Below are 26,062 nucleotides of genomic sequence, written 5' to 3' on the forward strand. Positions count from 1 at the left end.
GAAAATCTACGCTGGCAAACCTTGTCTGCCGGTTCTTTGATGTGCAGAGCGGCAGCGTCCGAGTAGGCGGAGCGGATGTGCGGGATATCCCCAAGGAAGAGCTGATGGATACCATCTCCTTTGTGTTCCAGAACAGCCGCCTGCTCAAGGGCAGCATTCTGGATAATGTCCGTCTGGGCAGACCGCAGGCCACCGAAGCAGAGGTGCTGGCAGCGTTGAAAGCGGCGCAGTGCATGGATATTATAGAAAAGTTCCCGGCGGGCATCCATACTGTTATCGGCACCAAGGGCGTGTATCTGTCCGGCGGCGAGCAGCAGCGCATTGCCATTGCACGCGCCATGCTGAAAAATGCGCCCATCCTGATTCTGGACGAGGCCACCGCTTTTGCCGACCCGGACAATGAAGCTAAGGTGCAGGCAGCCTTTGCCCGGCTTGCCAAGGGCAAAACCGTGCTGATGATCGCACACCGCCTGTCCACCGTAGCCAACGCCGACTGCATCTATGTGGTACAGGATGGACGTATTACTGAGACTGGCACAAAGGACGAACTGTGCACGCAGAACGGTCTGTTTGCCCGGATGTGGCAGGAGTATCAGGCATCGGTGCAGTGGAAGGTCGCAAAGGAGGGGTAAAGATGATCGAAAAAATTCAACACGCCACGGCCAGTTCCCCGGAGGGCGCAAAGGGGCTTGTAAAGGGCGTTTTGGCGTGTGCGTTCCAGAATATGGCGTTCATGCTGCCCACCGGGCTGCTGTATCTCCTGGTAAAAGATCTGCTGGCAGGCTCCACGAGTGGGAGAACCGCCTTTTATCTGCTGGGGTGTGCGGCCTGCTTTGCGCTGATCTTGCTGACCACATGGTTCCAGTATAACGGCACCTATTTTACGACTTATAAAGAGAGCGGCACCCGCCGCCTGACCCTTGCGGAACGGCTGCGCAAGCTACCCTTGTCCTTTTTCGGCAAGCGCGACCTTGCCGACCTGACCAGCACCATCATGGCAGACTGCGAGGTGTTAGAAAAGGACTGTTCCCACTTCATCCCCGGTCTATTCGGCTCCCTCATCTCTACGGTGCTCATTGCCCTGAGCCTGTTCGCCTTTAACGGATGTATGGCGCTGGCGGCATTGTGGGTCATCCCGGTATCCGCCGCCATCGTGGTGGGCAGCTACCGGGTGCAGGACAAGGTGCAGGCCAAGACCATGGCGGCGAAAATGGCCTGTGCGGACGGCATTCAGGAGTACATCGAAACCCTCCGCGACCTGAAAGCCAGCAATGCGGAGCAGCGTTATCTGTCCGGTCTTTCCGGCAAAATTCGGGCTGTGGAAAAGCAGTCCATCGCAGCAGAGCTGGAAACAGCGCTGTTTGTGTCCTCTGCGAGCATGGTGCTCAAGCTAGGCATTGCATCGGTGGCACTCACCGGCTCGGTGCTGCTGGTGCAGGGCAGTATCGATGTGCTGACCCTGTTTCTGTTCCTGATGGCGGCTTCCCGGATGTATGACCCTATGCAGGGCGCGTTGCAGAATCTGGCGGCGGTCATTGCCATGCGCACCAATGTAGGGCGGATGAACGAGATCCTGGATGCTCCCCTGCAGACCGGCAGCGAGCAGCTGACCAATCAGGGCTGCGACATCGTGTTCGACCATGTGGGCTTTGCCTACAATTCCGGCGAAACGGTGCTGCGGGATGTCTCCTTTACCGCAAAGCAGGGGGAGGTCACGGCACTGGTGGGTCCCTCCGGCGGCGGCAAGACTACCGTTTCCCGGCTGGCGGCACGGTTCTGGGACTACCAGAAGGGCAGCATCACCGTGGGCGGCATGGATATCTCAAAAATCGACCCGGAAAAGCTCATGAGCCTGTATTCCATCGTGTTTCAGGATGTGACCCTGTTTGACAATACGATACTGGAAAATATCCGTCTGGGGCGCAAAGGTGCCACCGACGAGGAGGTCCTTGCGGCGGCAAAGCTGGCAAACTGCGAGGAATTTGCCGAAAAACTGCCGGACAAGTGGAACACGAACATCGGCGAGAATGGCTGCGCCCTTTCCGGCGGCGAGCGTCAGCGCATTTCCATTGCCCGCGCCTTCCTGAAGGACGCGCCCATCATTCTGCTGGACGAAGCCACCGCCAGTCTGGACGTGGAAAACGAAACTGCCATTCAGGAGGCTCTTTCCCGGCTCATAAAACACAAAACCGTCCTTATCATCGCCCACCGGATGCGCACTGTGGCCGGTGCGGACAAAATCGTGGTGCTGTCCGACGGCGTGGTGGCCGAACAGGGCGCACCCGATGCACTTTATGCCCGGAACGGCCAGTACACCCACATGGTGGATCTGCAGACCGAAAGCCAGCGCTGGGCCATCTGACCCAATTCAAAACAGCCTCCCGGCACAACAAAAAAGGACATCTACTCAAAAGAATAGATGTCCTTTTTAGCACCCGAATCCGTCAGCTAACAGTCATGTTTAAATTACTTCCTTATCACTGTTAAACCAAGGTTTCGGGTTCTTTGCGTCTCTGCGCTTACTTCATAATGATCAGTGCCATGAACACGAGGTCGGTATCGCCGGTGTTATCCAGTGCATGACCGGTGCCATCCGGACAGAAGGTCACGTCACCGGCCTTGACCGGATAGGACTTCTCGCCGTCGTTATACGAGCCTTCACCGCTCAGGATGTAATAGGTCTCGGTCTCGCCGTGATGCTCATGGAAGCCGAGCGTGCAGTTCGGCTCGATGGTAACCTTTGCATACAGGCCGCACTTGCCGTCCAGCTCCTTCTCACCGAGCAGGTGCTCGATGATAACGTGGCCCTTGCCGCCAGCCATCTGCTCTACCTTATCTACCTGATGTTCGCTTGCAGTCGTAATCATAATTCTTTCCGCCTTTCTTGTCGTGGGCAATATCGCATGATTGAAGCTGCGGTGCTGCCCCTGCCGCTCACGCGGGTTCTTATCCAATTCCTATTATAGCGGTTGAGATTCAAATTACAAGACAAGATTTCCAATCCGACAAAGAATTTACAATGCGGTCACGCCGTACACCGGAAAGCCAATACGCACCTTAAACTGATCGCCGTCCACCGAGACATCGAACGTGCCGCCGCAGGCTTCGGTATAGCTTTTTGCGATGGCGAGACCCAGACCGCTGCCCTCGGTCGAGCGCGCCGCGTCACCGCGAACAAACCGTTCGGTAATTTCGTCGGCTGCAAAGTCCATCTCGTAGTTGGCGGTGTTTTTGAGTTCAATAATTGCCTGACCGTTCTCCTCTGCAACAGAGAGGAACACGCGCGTGCCCTTGAGCGCATATTTCACGCAGTTGCCGATGAGATTCTCCAGCACGCGGGACAGCTTGCGCCCATCTGCCCATATAGGCAGCTCCCGCTCGGGAATGGCGGCTTTGACGGTCAATCCGCTCTCCTGCACGGCCTTGTCCTGCTCCGCGAGCGCCTGCCGGGCGAGCGTGCACGCATCCAGCCGTTCGCTGATGATCTGCTCTGCGCCGGACTGCACCTTGGAGATATCGAACAGGTCGCTCGTCAGATTCTTGAGCCGCAGACCCTTTTGATAGATAATGCGGGCGTAATCGTTGGCCTCCTCCGGCGTGAGATCCATTTTGCCGAGCAGATCGGAGTAGTTGAGGATGCTGGTCAGCGGCGTTTTCAGGTCATGGCTGACGTTGGTGATGAGCTCGCTCTTCATGCGCTCGGCGCGCACCTCGTTCTGCAGCGCCGCCTGCATGCCGTCACCAAGCGAGTTAATATCCTCAGCCATTTCAGCAAACACGCCCTCCGGCATGTCGGTCAGCTTGAAGCCGAGGTCGCCCGCTCGCAGCCGGCGCAGCGCGTCCACGATACGTTCAAAGCCGGTGATGCGTTTGATGAGAAAGTAACCTGCCGCGAGGAACCAGACCGCGCCGAGCACGAAAGCAGCAAACGAGCCGCCCACTCCGCCGAACACCGCCGCGAAGAACGCGAGAACAGCTGAATACGCCATAAAGAGCAGCACCACGTTGCGCGTTTTGTAGTCGCGGAACAGCATGCGGCGCAGTTTTCCGAAACTGTGCCGGATGCACTCGCATACCTTAATAAAGGTTCTCCAGCACCAGAGGACGAATCGAATCGACCAGCACTGCTTGACAAAGCTGCGGTTCTTGATCACGCGCACGAGTGACAGCGTAAGTTCGAGTGCGAACGCAAACGCTGCAACGAAAAACAGGATGGACGGTACGAGCAATATCGACATGTCGTTTGTGCCGTTCAGCAATTCACCCATCAGTGCCAGATTCAGTCCGACCGCCGTGCCGAGCACCGCCCAGAAGCACAGCACGTTCACTTCCACCGGCAGACGGTCGATGGTGACAAGGTGCACGTCCTCGTCCTCCGGCTTGCGACCGGTGACGAACAACAGATACACGAACAGCACCAGTGCAATGCACGTCAGCACGATTGCCCGATGAAGCACGCCGGTAATCTGCGTTTTCTGCGTTTCCCACTCAGCCTTGATGGGTGCAGCCTGTGCGTCCGTAAAGCGCACCAGCAGCAGGGTGTTAGACGGGTACGGATTGAACTTATTGAACTTCCAGCCTTCCTCTGCCGCATCCTCCTCAGTGTAGTAGCCGTAACTGTCCGTTTCCTCATCGTAAACCGCAAACGGATAGCCGTAGTACATTCCCACGTTGGACTGCACATTGCCACCCGGCCGTGTGATCATGTAAAATGCAGAATTTTTTGTCGCGGCTTCGGTCAGCGTGTCATTGCCGACCGTTTTATCGCCCATTCTGCCAAAATAGTTTCCCGCAAAATCCGTATGCTGCCTGCTGAATTCCGCTGCGTCCATGCCATCCTCAAACGCATTCGCCATTTCAGCACACATTATGCCGAGCTGCTGATGCATATAGGACGAGTCGGCAAAATCGCCCTCAAAGCGATAGACCATTTGGTCAAGGCCGTTCGCGGCAAAATCTGTTATCGTGTTCTCAACGAGAAACAGTGCACCTGCAAAGCACCCCACAATGCCTGCAAACGCGATGAATTTTGCTGCCGTACTGCGTAAGATCCCCTTGATATTCATACTCACTCGCTCCTTTCGATTTTGTAGCCGACGCCCCACACCACCTTGAGGTAGCGCGGCTCCTTTGGGTTGATCTCTATCTTTTCGCGGATATGCCGCACATGGACGGCGATGGCGTTGTCGCTGACGATATCGTCATTCCACACCTGCCGGTAAATCTCCTCCGTGGAGAACACCTTGCCCGGGTGACGGCACAGCAGCTCGAGTATTTTGTATTCGAGCGGTGTGAGCCGAACGGCTTCGCCGTCCACCGTCACGCTTTTGCTCTCGGTGTCGAGCACCAGTCCGCGGATGGCAATCTGCGTTTCCTTTATCTGCATCGCGCCCAGCTGGGTGTAGCGCCGCAGCTGGCTTTTCACGCGCGCGACCAGTTCGGACGGGTTGAACGGCTTTGTAATGTAATCATCCGCACCCGCGGTCAGTCCGAGGATTTTGTCCGCGTCCTCGCTCTTGGCCGACAGCAGGATGATCGGCAGGTTTTTACTTTCCCTTACCTTTAATAAGGTTTTGATGCCGTCCAGCTCGGGCATCATAATGTCAAGGATAATAAGGTGTACGTTCTCGGTCATGACGATATCGAGCGCCTCCAGACCGTTGTACGCCTTGCGTACCAGATAGCCGTCCGCCTGCAGGAATATCGCAATGCTTTCCACGATTTCGCGGTCGTCGTCCACCACCAGAACAGTCAGCTTTTCCATTTCCCTTCCCCCTTTCGTTACTTCTATCTTACCACAGGTTTCTGTTGTTTTCCGCAGGGAATTTCTTTAGATTTTATGAAGATGAAAAAAAGTCCCTCGGGTGAGGGACTTTTCTTTGCTGCGTGTTTATTTGCTGATTGCGTTGTAAATCATCTGCGCGGCATACTGACGCGGGAGTGCATCATCCGGCTTTGTATTTACAGAGACCAGAAGACCGTCTTTATCTGCCAGCTTCAAGGCATTTTCCTTCCACTGTGCACCGGTCAGACCATCCTTCTGTACATCGTGGCCGCTGTATACCAGCAGCATTTTTGCGGCTTCAGCCGTCGTTACAGACGAATTCGGCGCAAAAACCGTGCTCGACTTGCCGGAAACGATACCATAAGCCTGACAATACTTAACGTAGCCGTTCGACCAGGTACCGGCCGTATCCGCAAACGTATCGGTCATATCCTTTGCGTAGTAAGACGCATCATCCGAACCGGTACGCAGTACGAACATCATCTTTGCCATCTGGGCACGGGTGACGGGCGTGTCCGGCTTGAACGAACCGTCCTCAAAGCCCTTGATGACGTTCTTCTCGGTCAGGGTGTCGATTACCTTGCCGTCCACCTTGATGCTGCTCTGGTCGGTGAATGCTGCACCGGCAAAGGCTGTTGCTGCGCAGGCTGCCGCCATGCTCAGCGCGATCAGTCGCTTTCTGAGTGTCATATTAAATTCCTCCTTTTATTGCATGGACGCCGTAGTGCATCCATAAGTGGAATATAACACAGTCTGCCGTATTTGTCAACCTTTACCTGCATTTGTGCAAATTCGTGTGATTTTGTGCAAAACAAAAAGACTGATGTTTTCACATCAGTCTTTTGGAGGTACCACCCAGAATCGAACTGGGGATCAGGGAGTTGCAGTCCCACGCCTTACCGCTTGGCTATGGTACCATGTGGAGCGGCTGACGAGGCTCGAACTCGCTACCTCCACCTTGGCAAGGTGGCGCTCTACCAGATGAGCTACAGCCGCATATTTAGTTTTTCGCGCTAACGCGATTCTTTGACTCGAAGACGGGTTACTTACCGCTCCGACGCTACATCTCCGGGCGGAATCGCTTTTGCTGCGGCAAAAACCACGCTGGTTGAAATATGCCACCGGCATATTTCCAAGAGCCAGCTTTCGATTCCTTGGCTTGGAGGTATTATTTTTTCAATGAGTGCCACGGCACTCATTGAAAAAATGGTGCCTCCGGGCGGAATCGAACCACCGACACGGGGATTTTCAGTCCCCTGCTCTACCGACTGAGCTACAGAGGCATATTTCTTCAATCGTTTCCGATTGAAGAATGGCGACCCGGATGGGACTTGAACCCACGGCCTCTAGCGTGACAGGCTAGCGCTCTAACCAACTGAGCTACCGGGCCAGGCCGTCGTCGCTGTTTCGTTTTCGTTCGTATCTCTCAGCGACGATGTTTATTATACAGAACCTGTGCCCAAATGTCAACACTTTTTTCAAAGTTTTTTATTTTCTTTTTATTTCGTTACGTGTGTTAAAAGTTCCTGCAACTCTGCGCGGCTGAAACGATAGATTTTATCGCAAAACTGGCAGGTTACCTCACTATTTTCCTGTTCTTCCGCCATCTTGCAAAGTTCGGTTTTTCCCATGCTGATCAGGGCGCGCTCTACTTTTTCACGGCTGCACGCACAGCGGTAGCCGATTTCACTGGTCTGCAGAAAATCTACCTCAAAGCCATCGAGCACCGCGCGGATGATGTCCTCGAGGCTCATGCCCTTATCGAGCATAGCAGTCATGCTCTCCAGCTTTGCCAGATTGGCCTCCAGCTTGTCAATGTCGGAATCCTTCACGCCCGGCATAAGCTGCACGAGCCAGCCGCCGGCGCACTTGACCGAGCAGTCGGTATCCACGAGCACGCCGAGCGCGCACGCAGACGGGATCTGCTCGCTCTCCGCGAAATAGCGGGTCAGGTCCTCGGCAATCTCGCCGTTGACGAGCGCAACCGTGCCCGTGATCGGGTCCTTCAGGCCAATGTCCTTAATCACCATCAGATAGCCGCGGCCGACACCGCCGCCTACATTCAGCTTGCCGTCCGCACGCAGCGGCAGATCGACAGCCGGGTCCTGCAGATAGCCGCGCACATAGCCATCCGAATCACCGACGCAGACGATCGCGCCGAGCGGGCCGTTGCCCTTGATCTGCACGGTCACGGAGCCGTCCTCTACCTTGAGCTGGCTGCCCATGATGGCAGTCGCGGTCAGCGTTCGTCCGAGGGCTGCGGTAGCCAGCGGCGTGGTATTGTGGATTTCGTGTGCGCGCTCGACCAGCTCGGTCGTGCTGGCTGCACAAATCTGGATGCCCGCGTCACGGGCGATCGCGCGAAGTAACGTATCGCTCATAAGTTAATCTCTCTTTCGTGCTGTAAAGTAAATGCGGTCCTCGCCGCCCTGTACGGGCTCAAAGGACTGGTCGCCATAGGTTTTGATCTCGGTAAAACCGGCCTGCTCCAGCATGGCGGTCAGCTGTGCAGGCTCGTAGATGCGCTCCTCGTGCGTTTCCTGCGCACGGTGCCACACATCATCCTCCTGCTCGAAAATATCGAACTGGTAGGCGCACAGGCCGTCCTCGACCGCCGCCTGCCATACACAGAATACACCGTCATCCTCGCGGACATAGCTTTCGCCGTCAATGCGGGCGAATTTCTCGGGTGTGTTGATGTCGAATACAAACAGGCCGTCCGGATTGAGGAACGTGTGTACGCGCTCAAAGGCGGTCTGCAGTGCTTCCGGCTCGGTGACGTAGTTTACGCTGTCCAGACAGCACAGGCACGCGTCTACCGCGCCGTACAGATCCAGTTCCTCCATGCGCTGATTGAGCAGCAGCGGACGCGGCTCGCAGTCCAGCGTGTTCTGCAGCGCCTGCATGAGCATTTCCGGTGATGCGTCCGCGCCGATCATATCATAGCCGCGTTGCGCCAGAATGCGCGTCAGACTGCCGGTTCCGCACGCCAGATCGAGCACCAGCGACGGCTTTACGCCCTCCCGCTCAAACAGGCGCTCGAAAAAGTCTGCCCATTCCTCGTAGCCCACGTCATCCGTGAAGCGGTCATAGTATTCCGACAGAGTCTCGTAACTATTCATGGCTCTCCTCTGCTGTTTCGTCCTCTTTGAGCCGGTCGAGCATCTTGCGGTAGCCGTCCGAGCCGTACACAAGGCACTTGTTCACGCGGCTGATCGTCGCGGTGGACGCGCCGGTCTCCTGTACGATGTCACTGTAAATGCGGCCCTCATCCAGCATGCGCGCCACCTGAAAGCGCTGCACCATGGCACGCAGCTCGGCGATTGTGCACAGATCTTCAAAAAAGTCGTAGCAATCCTCGACTGTCTGCAGCTTGAGAATACCGCGAAACAGAATGTCCATATCCTCGTCCTTCAACTTTCGATTCATGGTCTATCCCTCCCTACATTCGTTTTTTCGCTCTTATACCCTGTATTATAGCACATCGCTTTTATAGTGTAAAGCGTAAAAATATTTGGTTTTCACAGGTGGACAGGTGTCCGTGTGCGGCACTCTTTTTCGCTGCACCGGGCGGTTGGGGCACCTGAACCGCGCAGGCGGTTCACCCTGTCCGGGCGGCAGTTTTTTCAGCACCGGTTGAGCGGGATGCTCGAACTGCCGCAGGCGGGTTCGCCCCTAACGGGCGGAGAGTTTTTCGCTGAACCTCAGCGGGGGGATTCGCCGTCTGCGGACGGCGGGAACGTGCCGCGCCCCCGCGGCGGGGGCAAAAAGGAAGGACAACCTGCGGTTTTCCTTCCTCTTTGAACTCCTGCCTTTCCCTTGCTTCCTAATCTGGCGCAGATTTCCTATATGCGACCGCTGCGAAAAGGGGGTACGGCAGAGGATTTTTTCTTCCGTATCTTTCGCAACCTGTTCGCAGTGTCAGATACCGTACTGCTACACATATGGGCAACTCTACGCTGGGTGCGGCATAACAGTGCCGCACAATTCGATAGCGCGTTATGATAGACAGCACCTACGAAGATAAATTGTACCAAACACCTAAATTCGTAGGTGCTATGCGGTATAACGTGCAAAAGGGTTGCGCGGCACGGTTATGCCGCGCTCTGTGCAGAGTAGCCCGTATGTGTAGCAGAACAGTATCCGGCACTGCGAATATGTCTCGACATGGGAGCACACTGTGCTCCCCTACGGTAGAAAAACTCCTCTGCCGTTCCCCTTATTTCGCAGCGGTCACATGTCGGCAATCTGTGCCAGACCCTCTAAGGGAAAGGGGTGATTCACAAGAGGGTGGAAACCGCAGGTGTCTACCCTCTTGTGCCCCCGCCGGGTAGGCGCACTCCCCGCTGAATCTCAGCGAAAAACTCCCCGCCCGGAAAGGACGAACACGCTTACGCAGTTCGCGCACCCCGCTCAGCCGGTGCAGAAAAAGAGCCGCCCCGTCAGGACGAACACGCTTGCGCGGTTCGTGTCCCCCGCAGAATCGGTGCAAGGAAAAAACGCAGAGGAAACCCTCTGCGTTTCGCATTAAAGCAATTTGAGCTGCTTATCCGGCAGATCCTCATCGGTAAGCAATGCGCCGATGGACGGAATACTGCGGCAGCGGTAGCGCGCATTATCACTGAGCGCGTCGTCCTCGGTGCGGCACGCCCGCGTAATGGTATGCTTGCCGCGCAGCACCATGGTCTGCACGCCCTGCGTGGAACGGGTTGTCTTGACATCGAGCATGCTCGCGCGGAACGTGAGCGCACGGTTGGCAGTCGAGAACATGGTGATCTCGCTCTCCTCCTCGATTGGGTGGAAGAACGCCACAGCTGGCGCCTTATCCGAGTACGCGCCGGTCAGGCGGCGTCGGTTGGTCTTGGTCTCGAAGGATTCCATCGAAAACCGAGCTGCCTTGCCGTTTTTGAACACAACGACCATACTGCCCTTGTAGTCACCCGGCAGGACGGCATAAACCGGCGTTTCGCCCTCGTCCATCTCCAGCTTAGACGCAAGGTAATCACCGAGCACAGACGCCTTGCTATCCTCAAAATCGTACAGGTGCGCCTTGTACGCCTGCTGCATATTGGTGAAAAAGATAATTTCGTTCTTGTTGGTCGCCTCAGCCGTCCAGAACACCTCATCGCCCTCTTTGAGCTTATGGTCCTGCGACATGCGCCACGACTGCGGCGTAATCTTCTTGAAGTAGCCCTCGCGGGTGAGGAACAGCAGCACCGGATAATCCTCGATGTGATCCTCCTCGTCGAACTGCTGCACGTTGTCCGCAGTGATGATGCGCGTGCGGCGCTCGGACGGGTACTTCTTGATGATCTGCTCCAGCTCCTTGATGATGATATTGCGGATCTTCGCCTTGGATTTGACGATTTCCTCCAGCTTTTTAATCTCGTTTTCGAGTGCTTCGGTCTCCTGCGTGCGCTTCAGGATATACTCCTTGTTGATGTTGCGCAGGCGGATATCCGCAATAAATTCGGCCTGGATTTTGTCGATGCCGAAGCCTTCCATCAGGTTCGGGATAACATTTGCGTCCTCTTCGGTCTCGCGGATGATTTTAATCGCCTTGTCGATATCGAGCAGGATTTTGCGCAGACCGAGCAGCAGATGCAGCTTGTCCTTCTTCTTGTTGAGGTCGAAGAACACGCGGCGGCGAACGCATTCGGTGCGCCACGCTGTCCACTCATCGAGCAGCTCGGCTACGCCGAGCACGCGCGGCATGCCTGCGATCAGCACGTTGAAGTTGCAGGAGAAGCTGTCCTGCAGGGTGGTCATCTTCATCAGCTTGGCCATCAGTTTTTCCGGGTCGGTGCCGCGCTTGAGGTCAATGGCGATCTTCAGACCGGAAAGATCGGTCTCGTCGCGCACATCGGCAATCTCGCGCACCTTGCCGTTCTTGACCAGCTCGGCGATCTTGTCGATGATGGCCTCGATGGTGGTCGTGTACGGAATCTCCGTGATCTCGATCAGGTTGTCCTTCTTGTTGTACGCCCATTTTGCGCGTACCTTGAACGAGCCGCGTCCGGTGCGATAGATGGCACGCATTTCCGCCTCATCGTAGATGAGGTCGCCGCCGGTGGTAAAATCCGGCGCGGGCAGCGTGGAAAGGATGTCGTGCTCGGGATTTTTGATAAGCTCGATGGTCGTGCGGCAGACTTCCGCGAGGTTAAAGCCGCAGAAATTGGATGCCATGCCGACCGCAATACCGGTATTCGCGGACACGAGAATGTTCGGGTAGGTTGTCGGCAGCAGCGTCGGCTCCTTCATCTCGCCGTCATAGTTATCCACAAAATCCACCGCGTCGGTGTCGATATCGCGGAACAGCTCGGCACAGAACGCATCCAGCTTGGCCTCGGTATAACGCGGCGCGGCGTATGCCATATCGCGCGAGTATACCTTGCCGAAGTTGCCCTTGCTGTCCACAAATGGCATGAGAAGCGCCTCGTTGCCGCGTGTCAGGCGCACCATGGTCTCGTAGATGGCCGCATCGCCATGGGGGTTCAGCTTCATGGTCTGACCCACGATGTTGGCGGATTTGGTGCGGTTGCCGTTCAGCAGGCCCATCTTGTACATGGTATACAGCAGCTTGCGGTGGGACGGCTTGAAGCCGTCAATCTCCGGGATCGCGCGGGACACGATAACGCTCATCGCGTACGGCATGTAGTTCTCGCGCAGCGTGTCCGTGATGCGCTGATCGACCGAGGGATGTTCTTTATATACTTTTGGTTCGTCGGTTTTCTTTTTTGCCATTATGCTCTCCCGTTCATCTCAGGAACTTATTCTCTGAATTTCGATTCTAAGTATTCTCTCGCTTTATCTGTTAATTCCAAATATGCCTGTTGCCGATGACTGTGCAGAAGCGTTTCCAACGGCTTATTCGTTCCCTGCGAAGAAGCATACATATCTGTACCTAATGCTTCCACCACCTCATACAGCGGTACGCCATATTGAATGGTCTTGCTTACTTCCGGAAGGGCTTGTTCATTATACAACTCAATAAAATACGGCCATTGGCAATCTTCATCTAATTTGTTTTCTTCCTTAAATTCATGGCAAAACGCTTGCGCTACAATAATCGGGCAGGCTTTTCCATTCTTATCCCACGAATGCAATGCCAAAAAGATTTTATCGCCTTCTTGTATTTTCCGCGGCTTATGCTTCTCCGAGAAATAAGTTGCACATTGCCCCGCTTTATTATAATCAAATGCATATGGCTGTATTTGATTCGGTTTATACGGCTTTCTCTGTGCAGAACTTGCCGAAAACTTTAGCCAGCAGCGATTCTGCGTTTTTTTCTTCGGCTTCAACTGCAAAAAATCCTGTACAGTATCATTTTCTTCCACAGTCGCTTTATGCGACAGCTCCGCACCTAAATCTCCAGTTTTATCTACCGTTGAAGCATTCTTTTTCTTATCCTTGCAAAGCTGCTGCACTTTCTTTTTTACGGTATGAAGCCATTCTCCAGTAACTATGCCTTTGTGGTCAGCTTCTATCGCCGCGCGCATATCTGCAAAATATTCATCGCATTTTTGAAACAACTGTGATTCATCAGTCGCAATAAGAGACAATTCATGGTTGCCCTGCAAACCGCCATTCGTAAAATTGGCAGAACCCAGTATCACTATACGATTGTCTATTAAATAGAGTTTTGTATGCAGATTTTTCAGTGCCAAGACTTTTGCACCCGCTTGATGCAGTTCAATCAAAGCGTCAATATCACTTACACCGGTCGCAAAATTTTCATAATTAAACCGTGAAATCAGTACACAGTCTACCTTATTCTTTTGAATAATCTGTGCTAATCTATGTGCTGGTTGCTTTTTGATAAATGGTGTAACAATATAGATTCTTTGCTGACTTTCACCCAAAGCATTTAATACACTTTCCCGGTGATTATCCGTCAATAATTCAATAGACATTGCGCATCCCTCGCATATCTTACGAAATATCTGCCAGCTCGAGATAATCCGCGCCGTTCTCGGCGATATACTCCTTGCGTCCGGCAAGGTTGTCGCCGAGCAGCAGGTCGAACATTTCGCTTGTGGCAGCCGCTTCATCCGGCGTAATGCGGATCAGACGGCGGTTTTCGGGGTTCATGGTGGTCTCCCACATCATTTCGGGCTGGTTCTCGCCGAGACCCTTGGAGCGCTGGATGAGAATCTTTTTGCCCTCCAGCTTTTTGAGGATAGCTGCTTTTTCGCTCTCATCGAACGCAAAATAGCTCTTGTCGCGGTAGGTGATCTCATACAGCGGCGACTCCGCAATATAAACGTAGCCCTGTTCGATGAGCGTCGGCACCAGACGGTACAGCATGGTCAGAATGAGCGTGCGGATCTGGAAGCCGTCCACATCGGCATCGGTGCAGATGATAATACGGTGCCAGCGCAGGCTTTCGAGGTCGAACGCAGAAAGGTCCTTTGCAGCCTTGCCGCGCACCTCGACACCGCAGCCGAGGACCTTGAGCAGGTCGGTGATGATGTCGTTCTTGAAAATTTTATCGTAATCCGCCTTCAGGCAGTTGAGGATCTTGCCGCGCACCGGCATGATGGCCTGAAATTCACTGTCGCGGCCCTGCTTGACCGAACCGAGTGCGGAATCGCCCTCGACGATATACAGCTCACGGCGGGATGCATCCTTGGTGCGGCAGTCCACGAACTTCTGCACACGGTTAGCGAGGTCAATATTGCCGGACAGCTTCTTTTTGATATTCAGACGCGCCTTTTCCGCCTGCTCGCGGCTGCGCTTGTTGATCAGGATCTGCTCGGCGATCTTGTCCGCCTCGGCCTTGTTCTCGATAAAGTAGATCTCGAGTCCTTCCTTGAGAAACTCGGTCATGGCCTCCTGGATGAACTTGTTGGTGATGGCCTTCTTGGTCTGGTTCTCGTAGGAGGTCTGGGTGGAGAAGCAGTTGGTGACGAGCACGAGGCTGTCGAAAATATCCTGATAAGTGACCTTGCTCTCGCTCTTGTTGTACTTGTTGTTCTGCTTGAGATACGCATCGATGGCAGACACGAACGCCGAGCGAACGGCCTTGTCCGGTGCACCGCCGTGCTCCAGCCACGAGGAGTTGTGGTAGTACTCGATCTGCGACACCGCCGAGGAGAAGCAGAACGCGCACGACAGCTTCACTTTGTACTCGGCCTTGTCGGCGCGGTCGCGTCCGCGTCGTTCGCCCTCGAGGAACTGCACCGAGGTCAGCGGATTTTCGCCTGCCAGCTCGGTCACATAGTCCACAATGCCGTTCTGATAGAGGAATTCGGTGGTCTCGTACCTGCTGCCCACCTGATTTTTCAGCACAAACTTAATGTGGCTGTTGACGACCGCCTGCCGCTTGAGCGTATCCAGATAATAATCCACAGGGATGTTGATATCCGTGAATACCTCAAGATCGGGCTTCCAGCGGATGGTCGTGCCGGTTTTGCGCGCGTTCGTCGCCTTCTTGGTGTAGCCTTCCTTGGTGCCGGTCTTGTTTTCGCCCTTTTCAAAGTGCAGGCCGTACTCGAAGCCGTCACGGATGACGGTGACGTCCATGTACTCCGAGGAATACTGCGTCGCGCAGGTGCCCAGACCGTTAAGGCCGAGCGAAAACTCATAGTTTTCGCCGGTGTCGTTCTTGTACTTGCCGCCTGCGTACAGCTCGCAGAAGACCAGCTCCCAGTTGTAGCGCTGCTCGTTTTCGTTCCATTCGATCGGGATACCGCGGCCATGGTCAGCGACTTCGATCGAGCCGTCCGCATAGCGTGTGGTGATGATCTCGGTGCCGTGTCCCTCTCGTGCCTCGTCGATCGAGTTGGACAGAATCTCAAAGACCGCGTGCTCGCAGCCCTCCAGTCCGTCCGAGCCGAAGATAACGCCCGGGCGCTTGCGCACACGGTCCGCACCCTTCAGCGAGGAGATGCTTTCGTTGCCGTATGACGGCTTTGCTTTGCTCATATATACTTTAACTCCCAATTTCCGAAGTTTTACTTACTTTATTATATCTGTTCAGATATGAAATAGTCATTTATATCAATTTTACACCATATCATTGTTTATGTCAATAAAACAGAACAATTGTTCTGTTTTCGCAATCCATAGAAATGCTAAAACCAGACAAATCACTGCCTTGCCCCCCCATTTTGCCCGAACGCAAAAATGCGCGCTCTCAGTTCCTGCTGAAAGCGCGTTGTATGGGGCAACACCGCGCAATTAAAGCAGCGGCTTCTTACACAGGCTCCGGCCGCGCTGCCGCGGTACTTTGCGGAAATTGTGTGGTATTGCCTAATGGGTGTCTTGCACCTCTTGTTTTTGGACTGTCCGGGAGCCTGCGCGGTATTCCGTCCCACAGGGCCAGACAGATTTTTGAAGGATTGACTGCTCACACAGTCGGATAAAAGATTCCCTATGAAGTATCTATTTTTAAAGGGATGGCAAGTGGTTTTTAGCACTCAGCTTGCTGTTCCCTTGCTGTGATTACAGGATACAGGAATCCCATGTCTAAAGTATGTAGAAAGTTTGAAGAAACCGTAAACATACCGTTTCTAAATTGAAAATGACGCGACCACAAACCCGATACGTTCATTCTCAATTCAAAAGTGCTGTAACCTCTTCCAAGGTATCCGCAAAATAGATTTTCTTCTGCCGTTCTTTAGTGGACAGCTCCATCTCGATCATGTGGTCGAGCAGTGCCTTCATATAGTCGTAATAGCCGTTGAGATTATAGAAAATGCACGGTGCATCCAGATGGTTCAGCGCCAGCTTGCTCATCACCTCGGCAATCTCCTCGAGCGTGCCCGTACCGCCCGGAAAGGCGATGAACGCGTCTCCAAGCTCGATCATTTTGGTTTTGCGATCGGTCATATCCTCGGTGACGATCAGCTCGGTCAGACCGTCCAGCTGCAGCTCCTGCTCGATAAAAAAGCGCGGCTCTACGCCGATGACCTTACCGCCTGCGGCCAGTACGCTCTCCGCGACCGCGCCCATCAGACCGACCCGTGAGCCGCCGTAGACCAGTGTATGGCCGTGCTCGCCAATCCATGCGCCAAGCTCGCGCACGGCGGTTTTAAGGGCAGGCTCGCGGCCCTCGTTTGCACCCAGATATACGGTTATATTCATTATTTTGTCCTCCATTATACAGGTGTATGCAGGGTTATCGGCGGTAATGCCGGAAATTCTGATTTGCTAATTTGCACCAGCTAATCGGGGTACACAAACTGCGTAAGCGGGTTCGTGCGCCCTGCTGGGTCGGTGCAGAAAAAAGAAAAGAGCAGACGCTTACACATCTGCTCTCTGGAAATTCTATTTTAGCGGAACTTCTTCTTCTTTGCGCGTGCAGCCTCAGACTTCTTGCGGCGCTTTACGCTCGGGCTTTCATAATGCTCACGCTTGCGGAGCTCGGAAAGCGTACCCGCCTTGGCACACGAACGCTTGAAGCGACGCAGTGCGCTGTCAATAGACTCATTTTCCTTGATGCGGATCTCCGACACAGTTTTCCCTCCCTCCGCACGTTCCCCTCATGGGGATCGCTTAGCACAGTTTGTATACATCCGTACACAAAACCGTAAGGATATTATATCGAATTTCCGCGTCAATGTCAACTACTTTTTCCCGTAGTTTTCGATTTTTTCTTTTTGGCGCGGAAATCCGGCATTCCTTCTTACTTTACGACAAGGTTTACGATCTTGCCCGGAACAACGATCTGCTTTACGATCTGCTTGCCCTCGATGGCGTGCTGTACCTTTTCCTCTGCCAGTGCGGTGTCAATCGCAGTCTGCTTGTCCGCATCGACTGCCAGCTTAATAGTGCACTTCAGCTTGCCGTTTACCTGTACCGCCAGTTCTACCATGCTCTCGACGGTCTTGGCCTCGTCGTAGGTCGGCCACGGTGCTACAGAGAGCAGACCGGTCTCGCCCATCTGCTGCCACAGCTCCTCGGTGATATGCGGTGCAAACGGATTGAGCAGCGCCAGGAAGGTCTTGTACTCAGCCTTGTTTACGCCCTTGTCGTAGAACTCGTTGAGCATGGTCATCAGCGCTGCGATAGCGGTGTTGGCCTTGAGGTTGTCTGCATCCTCGCCGACCTTCTTGATGGTACGGTTCATAAGAACCTCGTGCTGCTCGGAGTAGGTGTCGCCGTCCTGCACCTTGTCAGCCAGCGCCCATACGCGCTCGAGGAAGCGGCGGCAGCCCTTGATGGACTTCGGGCTCCACGGTGCAGCCTTCTCAAAGTCGCCGATGAACATCTCGTACAGACGCATGGTATCTGCGCCGTAGGTGTCAACGATCTCGTCCGGGTTGACGACGTTGCCGCGGCTCTTGGACATCTTCTCGCCGTTCTCGCCGAGGATCATGCCGTGGCTGGTGCGCTTTGCATACGGCTCCTTGGTCGGCACTACGCCGATGTCATACAGGAACTTATGCCAGAAACGGCTGTACAGCAGATGCAGCGTGGTGTGCTCCATGCCGCCGTTGTACCAGTCAACCGGAGACCAGTATTTCAGTGCTTCCGGCGAAGCAAGCGCCTTGTCGTTGTGCGGGTCCATATAGCGCAGGAAGTACCAGGAGGAACCGGCCCACTGCGGCATGGTATCGGTCTCGCGCTTTGCCGGACCGCCGCAGCACGGACAGGTGGTGTTTACCCAGTCAGTCATGTGCGCCAGCGGAGACTCGCCGTTATCGGTCGGCTCGTAGCTGGTTACGTTCGGCAGCTCAAGCGGCAGCTGATCCTCCGGCAGAGCCACATAGCCGCACTTGTCGCACTTGACGATCGGAATCGGCTCGCCCCAGTAACGCTGACGAGAGAATACCCAGTCACGCAGCTTGTACTGCACCTTGGCATGACCGATGCCCTTCTCGCCCAGCCACTCGATCATAGCCGGGATCGCATCCTTGACAGTCTTGCCGTTGAGGAAATCCGAGTTGACCAGAATACCGGTCTCATCCTTTGCGGTAAAGGCTGCCTTCTGGACATCCTCGCCGCCGGAAACGACCTCGATGATCTCACAGCCGAACTTCTTAGCAAACTCCCAGTCGCGGTCATCGTGCGCCGGGACAGCCATGATGGCACCGGTGCCGTAGCCCATCAGTACATAGTCGGAAACGAAAATCGGGATCTGCTTGCCGTTTACTGGATTGATTGCGGCAACGCCGTCCAGCTTAACGCCGGTCTTGTCCTTGTTCAGCTCGGTGCGCTCGAAGTCGGACTTGCGGGCAGCCTCCTCACGGTATGCGCGAATGTCCTCGATGTTGTTCAGCTTGTCTGCCCACTGCTCGATCATCGGGTGCTCCGGAGAGATTACCATGTAGGTCGCGCCGAACAGGGTGTCCGGACGGGTGGTGTAAACGGTCAGCGTATCGCCCTCAGTGGTCTTGAAATCCACCTCGGCACCGGTGGAACGGCCGATCCAGTTGCGCTGCTGAATCTTAACGCGTTCAATATAATCCACATCATCCAGATCGTCGATCAGACGCTGTGCGTACTTGGTGATGGCGAGCATCCACTGGCTCTTGGTCTTGTGAACGACCTCGCTGCCGCAGCGCTCACAAACGCCGTTGACAACCTCCTCGTTCGCCAGAACGCACTTGCAGGAGGTGCACCAGTTTACGCTCATTTCCTTCTTGTAGGCCAGGCCCTTCTTGAACAGCTGCAGGAAAATCCACTGAGTCCACTTGTAGTAGCTCGGGTCGGTGGTATTGATCTCACGCGACCAGTCGAACGACAGACCAAGGCTCTTGAGCTGGCTCTTGAAGCGTGCGATGTTCTTCTTGGTGACCTCTGCCGGATGAACATGGTTCTTGATGGCAAAGTTCTCAGTCGGCAGACCGAATGCGTCCCAGCCCATCGGATACAGCACGTTGTAGCCCTGCATGCGCTTTTTGCGCGCAACGATATCCAGCGCGGTGTAGGAGCGCGGATGGCCTACATGCAGACCCTGACCGGACGGGTACGGGAACTCAACGAGTGCATAGAACTTCTCCTTGTCCGAGTCATTCTCGGCGCAGAAGCACTGCTTCTCGTCCCAGATGTCCTGCCATTTCTTTTCTACTTGTTTATGATCGTACTTCAACGGATTCTCCCCCTAAAGTGAGTTTTTGATTTTGAGCGCGACAACGCGGCGGACACGTTTCCGGGGCCGCCGCATGTCGATATTTTACTTGTCCTCGATACCCAGCTCTTCAAGCGTTACCGGCGTGCCGTCCTTCCACAGGTTCTCCAGATTGTAGAACTTGCGTGCCTCCGGCATGAATACATGCAGTACAGCGCAGCCGTAGTCCAGCAGCATCCACTGTGCGGATTCATAGCCCTCGGTGTGGTGCGGCATCTCGTCGTGATCGTACTTCAGGTGCCACTCTACATTGTCCGCCAGTGCCTTAACCTGCGTAGTGGAGGACGCAGAGCAGATGACGAAATACTCGGTCAGCTCGGTCAAGCGCTCAACATGCAGCACCTCAATGCCCTGAGCCTTTTTCTCGATCAGCGCTTCGCAGATCGCCTTTACAGTTTCTTTTGCAGTCAAAGTATAAACTCCTTTTGTGCGGCAGAAAAGGGTTTGCCTTTCTGCCGATTATGGTATATTGCCTTTATTATGCCTCGGGATCGTACGTTCCGCCGTCGTCCCCGCCGGAGGAAGCACCGCTGTCCTCTCCGCCGCCGGTGTAATCGCCGCCGGAGGAGTCGCCGCCGCTTTCCTCACCGGAGTCGCCGCCGGAATAGTCTCCGCCGCTGTCGCCGCCCGAGTAGTCATTGTTATCCGAATAATCACCGCCCGAGCCGCTGTTGTCGTAGGATGGCTCATCGTAGCTGTAATCCGGTTCTTCGTAATAATCTTCGCTGTAATCGTACGAGCCGGAGGTGTCACCCCATACATTATCTTCCTCGCCCGAGCTTACATAGCCGCCCGAGTAAGTAGTGGTATCCGGTCCGCCGACAATGTCCAGCTTGGAGATCGGCTCCTCGTAGGGGTTGAAATACTTGTTTACCAGCTCCAGCGTCTGGTCGTAATACGGGAAGAAGAACGAATACTGCACTGAGGTGCCCGCCGTGCTCATCTTGCCGTAGCCGGGCAGTGTAAAGAACTGAATGCTGCTGTTGTCGATCTGCATAGCCTGCATGCCCATCCACAGCAGCTCGCCGGCACTGAAGTCGGTCTTGACGTTCTTGAACACGGCCTCTGCGATCGAGCGGATCTTGGTCACATTCTTGATCTGCAGTACCTGACCTGCCAGCGACTTGAGGAACTTCTGCTGATTCTCTACACGGCCTTCATCGCCGTTGGTGTACTGTACGGTGTAATCGTTGTTGTGTCTCCAGCGCAGGAAGCCGACGGTCTGCTTGCCGTCCAGATGCTGCTGGCCTTTTTTCAGGTCGATATGCAGATTCTGCGACGGATCATCGTACTTCATATCGAACGGCACGTCATAATCCACGCCGCCGATCGCATCCACGATGGCTGCAATGCCGTCAAAGTTGACGATAACGTATTTATCCGGCCGGAATCCCATCAGACGCTCGATTTCCTTGCCCATCTGCTCGATGTTGCCGCCCTTGCCGCCGGTATCCATGCCGTAGGCCGCGTTGATCTTCTTGCTCGCGCCGGTTGCCGTGTTGTTGCACATGGTGTCGCGCGGGATGTTCATGACGTTGATAGTCTTATCCTTGGTATCCATGGTTGCGACCATCAAAGCGTCTGTTCGTGTTTCGTCCTCATCAACTGCGCCGACCACGAACGTAAACACATCGTCAATGCGGGTGCCCGAGTTGAGCAGGCTGCTCACATCGACCTTATCGCCGTTTTCCTTGTCCTTGATCGTCGCCTGCGGCGAACGGACGAACCACACCGCCGCAGCTGCTGCGCACGCGAACAGCACCAGCACAACCGCCATAATGATGGCAATGCGCTTGCCCTTCTGTCTGGGTGTCAGCTTTTTTTTCTCCTTCGGAGCCTTTCCCTCTTTGCCGCCCGGCTTGGGCGCCGAGATCGGCTGGTGGTTTCCTTCCGGCTTGGGCGCTGCCTGCTGTGCCGGAGTGCTGTCTCCGTTGCGATTTTTCCTGTCGCCGCTTCCTCCGAATAGTTTCAAACGATTCCTGCCTCCATTTTACTTGTCCCGCCAGCTGACACCCTGCCGGATCATATCATTATAAGCGGCAATGGTATCGCTGTGAATGAGTTTTCCGCGTGCGACCAGCTCGGTCAGCGTCTGGTCATAGCAGTAGAGCAGGGCACTGTCGATGTCGATCTGCGCCAGCTCACGCGCCTTGTCCACGCCGGGAAAATCACGAGTTTCTTCGATGTAATCCGCCAGATACAAGATCTTGTCAAGCAGCGTCATATGGTTCTTGCCGGTGGTGTGGCAGGCGATGGCATCGCAGATATCCTCGGGCATGTGGTATTCGGCCCGCGCGATGGCTGCCGCCGTCTTTCCGTGCAGCATTTTCGGCTCGCTTTTTTCGACGGTACAGGGTATTATACCGTATTTCTCGCATAAATTCAACTGTTCTTGCGGAGAAAGATATTTTGTTATGTCATGCAGAATGCCTGCAGTACCCGCTTTTTCCGGGTCCTCGCCGTACTTTTCTGCCAGCATGATCGCCGCACGCTCCACGCCGAGCGAGTGCTCATAGCGGTAGCCCTGCAGTCTGGAAAGGATACTTTTACGTATTTCTTCATTACATAACATAACTTTTCCCGCCTTTCTCTGTATTTCTTGCCGCAAAAATGCAGCTTTGCCGACAAGGAGGAACGAGCCGCAGGCCGTTCCTAAGTCATACAAAAATACTGGTTTTGAACAAGCTGCTGTATTTATCTGTCAAACCTGTATTTTACAGGCTTAATAGCCGTACAAATGCTTTTCTTCGATGTAATCCGCGACCGATTCCGGTGTATAGCATCGCAGCGCACCGCCCTGCCGCAGCTCGGTTGAGGAAATGGTCAGGCTGTCGCCCTGCACCAGCTCTACGGTTGCACCGAGCGAATCCTTGAGCGCCGCCGCCTTTTCGCGCAGCGCGTCCCAGTCCTCGTTTTCGCGGGCGCAGACAGCAAGCGAAGCCAGCCGCGCGATCTCGTCCGGCGCACGCCAGATCCTGTCGAACGAGAGCAGCATATCCGTGCCGACGATCAGGTGCAGGTCGGTCTCACCGCGTGCATGAAGCGCGCGGAGCGTGTCCACCGTGTAGCTTGCGCCGCCGCGGTCGATCTCGATGGTGTCGAGCTGTGCCCACGGCATATCTGCTGTCAGGCGGCGCACCATTTCGCACCGGTCCTCTGCGGAAGCGGTGTTCTCCGGCAGAGCCTTGTGCGGCGGAATGTTGGTCGGAATGAACAGCACCCGATCTAAGTTCAGCGCACGGTGCGCGAGTTCCGCCGCGTGCAGATGTCCCAGATGCGGCGGATTGAACGTACCGCCGAGAATTCCTGTCCTCATTTTACCAGAACGATCTTGCGCTTGTCCTCATCGCTGGACTGGCGGTACAGCACAAACTTGGAGCCGATGCACTGCACAGCGTCCGCGCCGGTGGCCTCGCAGAGCGCCTCGGATACCGTGCGCGGCGTCAGCATCGCACTCTCGAGCACCTTGCCCTTGACCAGTTCATGGGATTCGAGCAGCGCGTCCAGTTCGCGTTCTACCGCGTCGGTTACGCCTTCCTTGCCGATGATCAGCGTGACCGCCAGCGGGTTTGCCATTGCACGAAGCTGTGCGCGTTGTTTTGTGTTAAGCATAAATGTAAACTCCTGTAATTTCGTTATATTTTTTCGTAGGGCGGGCTGCCCTACGGATTCGCTTATATTTTATCCTTTAAGGCTTCTTTCAGCTTATTCAAAGCATTTGCCCGATGAGAGATTGTATTCTTGACCTCTGCGGGCAGTTCGCCGAAGGTACAGCCGTATTTCTCTACATAGAACAGCGGGTCATAGCCGAAGCCGCCTGCACCGTGGTTCTCGCGGAGCAGTTCTCCTTCACATTCACCGCGCACGGTGAGCGTTTCGCCGTCCGCAAGCACACACGCGATCGCGCACACGAAACGGCAGGCGCGGTTTTCCTTATCCTGCATATTTTTCAGCAGGAAGGCATTGCGGTCCTCGTCCGTACCCTCGCAGTAGCGCGCGGAGTAGATACCGGGAGCGCCGTCCAGCGCATCCACGCACAGGCCGCTGTCGTCCGCGAGAGCGGGCAGACCGGTGAATTCTGCGGCGGATTTTGCCTTGATCATGGCGTTTTCCTCGAAGGTTTTGCCGTTTTCCTCGGGTTCGGGCGCACCCTCCGGCAGCGGAATGATTTCGATGCCGAGGCTGCTCACGATAGCGGACAGCTCTGCCAGCTTTTTCTTGTTATGGGAAGCAAGTACAAACTGCATTACAGACTTTCCCCCATCACCTTGGCCTGCTTGCGGCACAGCGTCAGGCAGCCGCGCTTGCCGAGTCCGAGCAGCTTGCGCAGCTCGGTATCCGTGAACGGACGGCCCTCGCCGGTGCCCTGCACCTCGATAAACTCACCCTTGCTCGTCATAACCACGTTGCAGTCCACGATGGCGTGGCTGTCCTCGGCGTAGTTGAGGTCGAGTACGGCTTCGTCCTCAAAAATGCCGACCGAAACGGCTGCAACCTGTGCAGTGAGCGGCATTTTCTCGATCACGCCGTCGGCCAGCAGCTTTTTGCATGCAAGCCACAGTGCAACAAATCCGCCGGTGATGGACGCGCAGCGCGTGCCGCCGTCCGCCTGAATAACATCGCAGTCAATCGTGATCTGGCGCTCACCGAGTGCTTCGCGGTCAACGACCGCACGCAGCGCACGGCCGATCAGGCGCTGAATCTCGCTCGAGCGGCCGTCCAGCTTGAGCGACTTGATATCGCGTTTTTTGCGGGTGTTGGTCGCACGCGGGAGCATCGCGTACTCGGCGGTTACCCAGCCGAGGCCCTTGCCCTCGAGGAACGGCGGTACCTTTTCCTCGACCGACGCGGTGCAGATGACCTTGGTGTTGCCCATCTCGACCAGCACCGAGCCTTCCGCGTACATCGTATAATCAGTGGTAATCTTCACCGGACGCATTGCGCCCTTGGTTCTTCCGTCAGGTCTCTGCATTTTCGTCCTCCTCGGTCTGTTCCTCGTCGTTTTCTGTGTTTTCATGAACCGGCGGCAGGATAGCCTCCAGGAATGCCGCACGATCAAAGTCGATCAGATCGTCAATGCCCTCGCCAACGCCGACCAGCTTGACCGGAACACCCAGTCCTGCCGAAATGGCGATCACGATGCCGCCCTTTGCGGTGCCGTCCAGCTTGGTAAGAATGATGCCGGTCAGCTCGGCAGCCTTGTTGAACTCCTCAGCCTGATGAACCGCATTCTGACCGGTGGTCGCGTCCAGCACGAGCAGCGTTTCGCGCGAAGCGTCCGGCAGCTCGCGGGAGATAACGCGGTCGATCTTCGCCAGCTCGTTCATCAGGTTGGCCTTGTTGTGCAGACGGCCTGCCGTATCCACGATGATAATATCGCTGCCGCGTGCCTTGGCCGCCGAGATGGAGTCGAACACAACAGCTGCCGGGTCTGCGCCCTCGCCGTGGCGTACGATGTCCGCACCGGCACGTTTAGCCCAAATTTCCAACTGGTCAGCCGCCGCCGCGCGGAAGGTATCCGCCGCCGACAGCATAACCTTTTTGCCCTCATTGACATAGCGAGCCGCCAGCTTGCCGATCGAGGTCGTCTTGCCGACACCGTTGACGCCGATCACCAGAATGACCGCCGGCTTGCCGTCCGTATTCAGCGGCTGGTTGTCGAGCATATTGTCGATCAGCACCTCGCGGAGCAGATCGCGCAGCTCGTCTGCCGTGGTGGTCTTACGCAGCTTGGCGCGCTTTTCGACCTCAGCGACGATCTTCGCCGCCGTGGACGCACCGACGTCCGACAGGATGAGTGCTTCTTCCAGCTCCTCGAGCAGATCATCGTCGATCTTGACAAATGCCGCAAACACGCTGTCCAGCGAATGACTCACCGCATCCGAGGTTTTCTTGAAGCCCTGCTTAATTTTATCAAAAAATCCCATGCTTATCTCCTTATGTTTATCTTGCAAATCAGGAATCCGTATTTAGTAATTATTTCCCGTAGTAGTTGATACGCCAGTTTTCCCAGTCCGTGCGGTCAATCCGCTCACCCCAGAGAACATAGCCGCGGGCGTGTCCCCAGTGCCGAAACTCGACCGGATGCCGCGCCGCATAGCCGTCTGTCGTAAGAGAGCCGTTCGGCAATCGCCTTTCCACATCCAACCGATACGGATATTTTGCGCTTCGCATATCCATTGCCGCAATTCTCCATTTCC

Annotated in this window: 24 protein-coding genes and 4 tRNA genes; 2 read left to right on the plus strand and 26 right to left on the minus strand. The window is 55.2% G+C overall.

The window, feature by feature from the left end; genetic code table 11:
- Together ACWVX6_RS08320 and ACWVX6_RS08325 are read left to right on the plus strand one after the other, a co-directional pair.
- The coding region (locus ACWVX6_RS08320) for an ABC transporter ATP-binding protein (RefSeq protein WP_455152882.1) at positions 1 to 632 on the plus strand (632 nt) is incomplete at its 5' end.
- A 2-nt stretch (positions 633 to 634) separates the two neighbouring features.
- Positions 635 to 2,362, plus strand: coding sequence for an ABC transporter ATP-binding protein (locus ACWVX6_RS08325; protein WP_455152883.1), 1,728 nt, complete (start codon positions 635 to 637; stop codon positions 2,360 to 2,362).
- A gap of 157 nt (positions 2,363 to 2,519) precedes the next feature.
- Here the strand turns inward: ACWVX6_RS08325 and ACWVX6_RS08330 are convergent, their stop codons facing one another.
- The 26 genes from ACWVX6_RS08330 to ACWVX6_RS08455 form a co-directional block, all read right to left on the minus strand.
- Positions 2,520 to 2,867, minus strand: a complete 348-nt coding sequence (locus ACWVX6_RS08330) for a cupin domain-containing protein (RefSeq protein ID WP_116704968.1) — start codon at positions 2,865 to 2,867, stop codon at positions 2,520 to 2,522.
- Positions 2,868 to 3,014: 147 nt separating this feature from the next.
- Positions 3,015 to 5,066: a histidine kinase dimerization/phospho-acceptor domain-containing protein gene (locus ACWVX6_RS08335; RefSeq protein WP_455152884.1), complete on the minus strand. Its 2,052-nt coding sequence runs from the start codon at positions 5,064 to 5,066 to the stop codon at positions 3,015 to 3,017.
- Positions 5,067 to 5,068: 2 nt separating this feature from the next.
- Positions 5,069 to 5,755: a response regulator transcription factor gene (locus ACWVX6_RS08340; RefSeq protein ID WP_382728514.1), complete on the minus strand. Its 687-nt coding sequence runs from the start codon at positions 5,753 to 5,755 to the stop codon at positions 5,069 to 5,071.
- A 135-nt stretch (positions 5,756 to 5,890) separates the two neighbouring features.
- The gene (locus ACWVX6_RS08345; RefSeq protein ID WP_455152885.1) at positions 5,891 to 6,475 is read right to left on the minus strand and encodes an S-layer homology domain-containing protein; all 585 of its coding nucleotides are present in this window, start codon (positions 6,473 to 6,475) and stop codon (positions 5,891 to 5,893) included.
- A 153-nt stretch (positions 6,476 to 6,628) separates the two neighbouring features.
- A tRNA-Cys gene (locus ACWVX6_RS08350) sits at positions 6,629 to 6,702 on the minus strand.
- A gap of 3 nt (positions 6,703 to 6,705) precedes the next feature.
- Positions 6,706 to 6,781 (minus strand) — tRNA-Gly (locus ACWVX6_RS08355).
- Positions 6,782 to 6,992: 211 nt separating this feature from the next.
- Positions 6,993 to 7,068, minus strand: a tRNA-Phe gene (locus ACWVX6_RS08360).
- 30 nt (positions 7,069 to 7,098) lie between these two features.
- Positions 7,099 to 7,175, minus strand: a tRNA-Asp gene (locus tag ACWVX6_RS08365).
- A gap of 109 nt (positions 7,176 to 7,284) precedes the next feature.
- Entirely contained in the window at positions 7,285 to 8,166 is an 882-nt protein-coding gene (gene hslO, locus ACWVX6_RS08370) for an Hsp33 family molecular chaperone HslO (RefSeq protein ID WP_455152886.1), read from the minus strand.
- A 3-nt stretch (positions 8,167 to 8,169) separates the two neighbouring features.
- Positions 8,170 to 8,907, minus strand: a complete 738-nt coding sequence (locus tag ACWVX6_RS08375) for a class I SAM-dependent DNA methyltransferase (RefSeq protein WP_455152887.1) — start codon at positions 8,905 to 8,907, stop codon at positions 8,170 to 8,172.
- Complete coding sequence (locus ACWVX6_RS08380) at positions 8,900 to 9,214, minus strand: YerC/YecD family TrpR-related protein (protein ID WP_110436460.1); 315 nt, start codon at positions 9,212 to 9,214, stop codon at positions 8,900 to 8,902. The genes ACWVX6_RS08375 and ACWVX6_RS08380 overlap by 8 nt, the downstream gene beginning before the upstream one ends.
- A 1,098-nt stretch (positions 9,215 to 10,312) precedes the next feature.
- Entirely contained in the window at positions 10,313 to 12,529 is a 2,217-nt protein-coding gene (locus ACWVX6_RS08385; protein ID WP_455152888.1) for a DNA gyrase subunit A, read from the minus strand.
- Positions 12,530 to 12,555: 26 nt separating this feature from the next.
- Positions 12,556 to 13,698: a phospholipase D family protein gene (locus tag ACWVX6_RS08390; protein ID WP_455152889.1), complete on the minus strand. Its 1,143-nt coding sequence runs from the start codon at positions 13,696 to 13,698 to the stop codon at positions 12,556 to 12,558.
- Between the two features lie 19 nt (positions 13,699 to 13,717).
- Positions 13,718 to 15,712, minus strand: a complete 1,995-nt coding sequence (locus tag ACWVX6_RS08395; protein ID WP_117492738.1) for a DNA gyrase/topoisomerase IV subunit B — start codon at positions 15,710 to 15,712, stop codon at positions 13,718 to 13,720.
- 630 nt (positions 15,713 to 16,342) lie between these two features.
- The gene (locus ACWVX6_RS08400) at positions 16,343 to 16,873 is read right to left on the minus strand and encodes an LOG family protein (protein WP_455152890.1); all 531 of its coding nucleotides are present in this window, start codon (positions 16,871 to 16,873) and stop codon (positions 16,343 to 16,345) included.
- A 188-nt stretch (positions 16,874 to 17,061) separates the two neighbouring features.
- On the minus strand, positions 17,062 to 17,244 hold the full coding sequence (gene rpsU, locus ACWVX6_RS08405; RefSeq protein WP_031472056.1) for a 30S ribosomal protein S21: 183 nt from the start codon (positions 17,242 to 17,244) through the stop codon (positions 17,062 to 17,064).
- Between the two features lie 170 nt (positions 17,245 to 17,414).
- Positions 17,415 to 19,823, minus strand: a complete 2,409-nt coding sequence (gene leuS, locus ACWVX6_RS08410; protein WP_270417697.1) for a leucine--tRNA ligase — start codon at positions 19,821 to 19,823, stop codon at positions 17,415 to 17,417.
- 84 nt (positions 19,824 to 19,907) lie between these two features.
- On the minus strand, positions 19,908 to 20,273 hold the full coding sequence (gene rsfS, locus ACWVX6_RS08415; protein ID WP_110436454.1) for a ribosome silencing factor: 366 nt from the start codon (positions 20,271 to 20,273) through the stop codon (positions 19,908 to 19,910).
- Between the two features lie 67 nt (positions 20,274 to 20,340).
- Complete coding sequence (locus ACWVX6_RS08420; RefSeq protein ID WP_455152891.1) at positions 20,341 to 21,834, minus strand: LCP family protein; 1,494 nt, start codon at positions 21,832 to 21,834, stop codon at positions 20,341 to 20,343.
- Between the two features lie 18 nt (positions 21,835 to 21,852).
- On the minus strand, positions 21,853 to 22,434 hold the full coding sequence (gene yqeK / locus ACWVX6_RS08425) for a bis(5'-nucleosyl)-tetraphosphatase (symmetrical) YqeK (protein WP_455152892.1): 582 nt from the start codon (positions 22,432 to 22,434) through the stop codon (positions 21,853 to 21,855).
- Between the two features lie 150 nt (positions 22,435 to 22,584).
- Positions 22,585 to 23,178 carry a nicotinate (nicotinamide) nucleotide adenylyltransferase gene (gene nadD / locus ACWVX6_RS08430; protein ID WP_188885463.1) on the minus strand — a complete coding sequence of 198 codons (594 nt, stop codon included), beginning with the start codon at positions 23,176 to 23,178 and terminating at the stop codon, positions 22,585 to 22,587.
- Entirely contained in the window at positions 23,175 to 23,474 is a 300-nt protein-coding gene (locus ACWVX6_RS08435; RefSeq protein ID WP_110436450.1) for a YhbY family RNA-binding protein, read from the minus strand. Before ACWVX6_RS08435 ends, nadD begins: the two co-directional genes overlap by 4 nt.
- A 62-nt stretch (positions 23,475 to 23,536) precedes the next feature.
- A complete protein-coding gene (rdgB, locus tag ACWVX6_RS08440) occupies positions 23,537 to 24,109 on the minus strand; it encodes an RdgB/HAM1 family non-canonical purine NTP pyrophosphatase (protein ID WP_118760381.1) in 573 nt (190 codons plus the stop codon).
- On the minus strand, positions 24,109 to 24,834 hold the full coding sequence (gene rph / locus ACWVX6_RS08445; RefSeq protein WP_117492600.1) for a ribonuclease PH: 726 nt from the start codon (positions 24,832 to 24,834) through the stop codon (positions 24,109 to 24,111). The genes rdgB and rph overlap by 1 nt, the downstream gene beginning before the upstream one ends.
- The gene (gene ftsY, locus ACWVX6_RS08450; RefSeq protein ID WP_455152893.1) at positions 24,821 to 25,789 is read right to left on the minus strand and encodes a signal recognition particle-docking protein FtsY; all 969 of its coding nucleotides are present in this window, start codon (positions 25,787 to 25,789) and stop codon (positions 24,821 to 24,823) included. The genes rph and ftsY overlap by 14 nt, the downstream gene beginning before the upstream one ends.
- A gap of 49 nt (positions 25,790 to 25,838) precedes the next feature.
- Positions 25,839 to 26,042, minus strand: coding sequence for a hypothetical protein (locus tag ACWVX6_RS08455; protein WP_118480373.1), 204 nt, complete (start codon positions 26,040 to 26,042; stop codon positions 25,839 to 25,841).
- Positions 26,043 to 26,062: the final 20 nt, after the last annotated feature.

The sequence above is a fragment of the Butyricicoccus sp. genome (assembly GCF_977037065.1).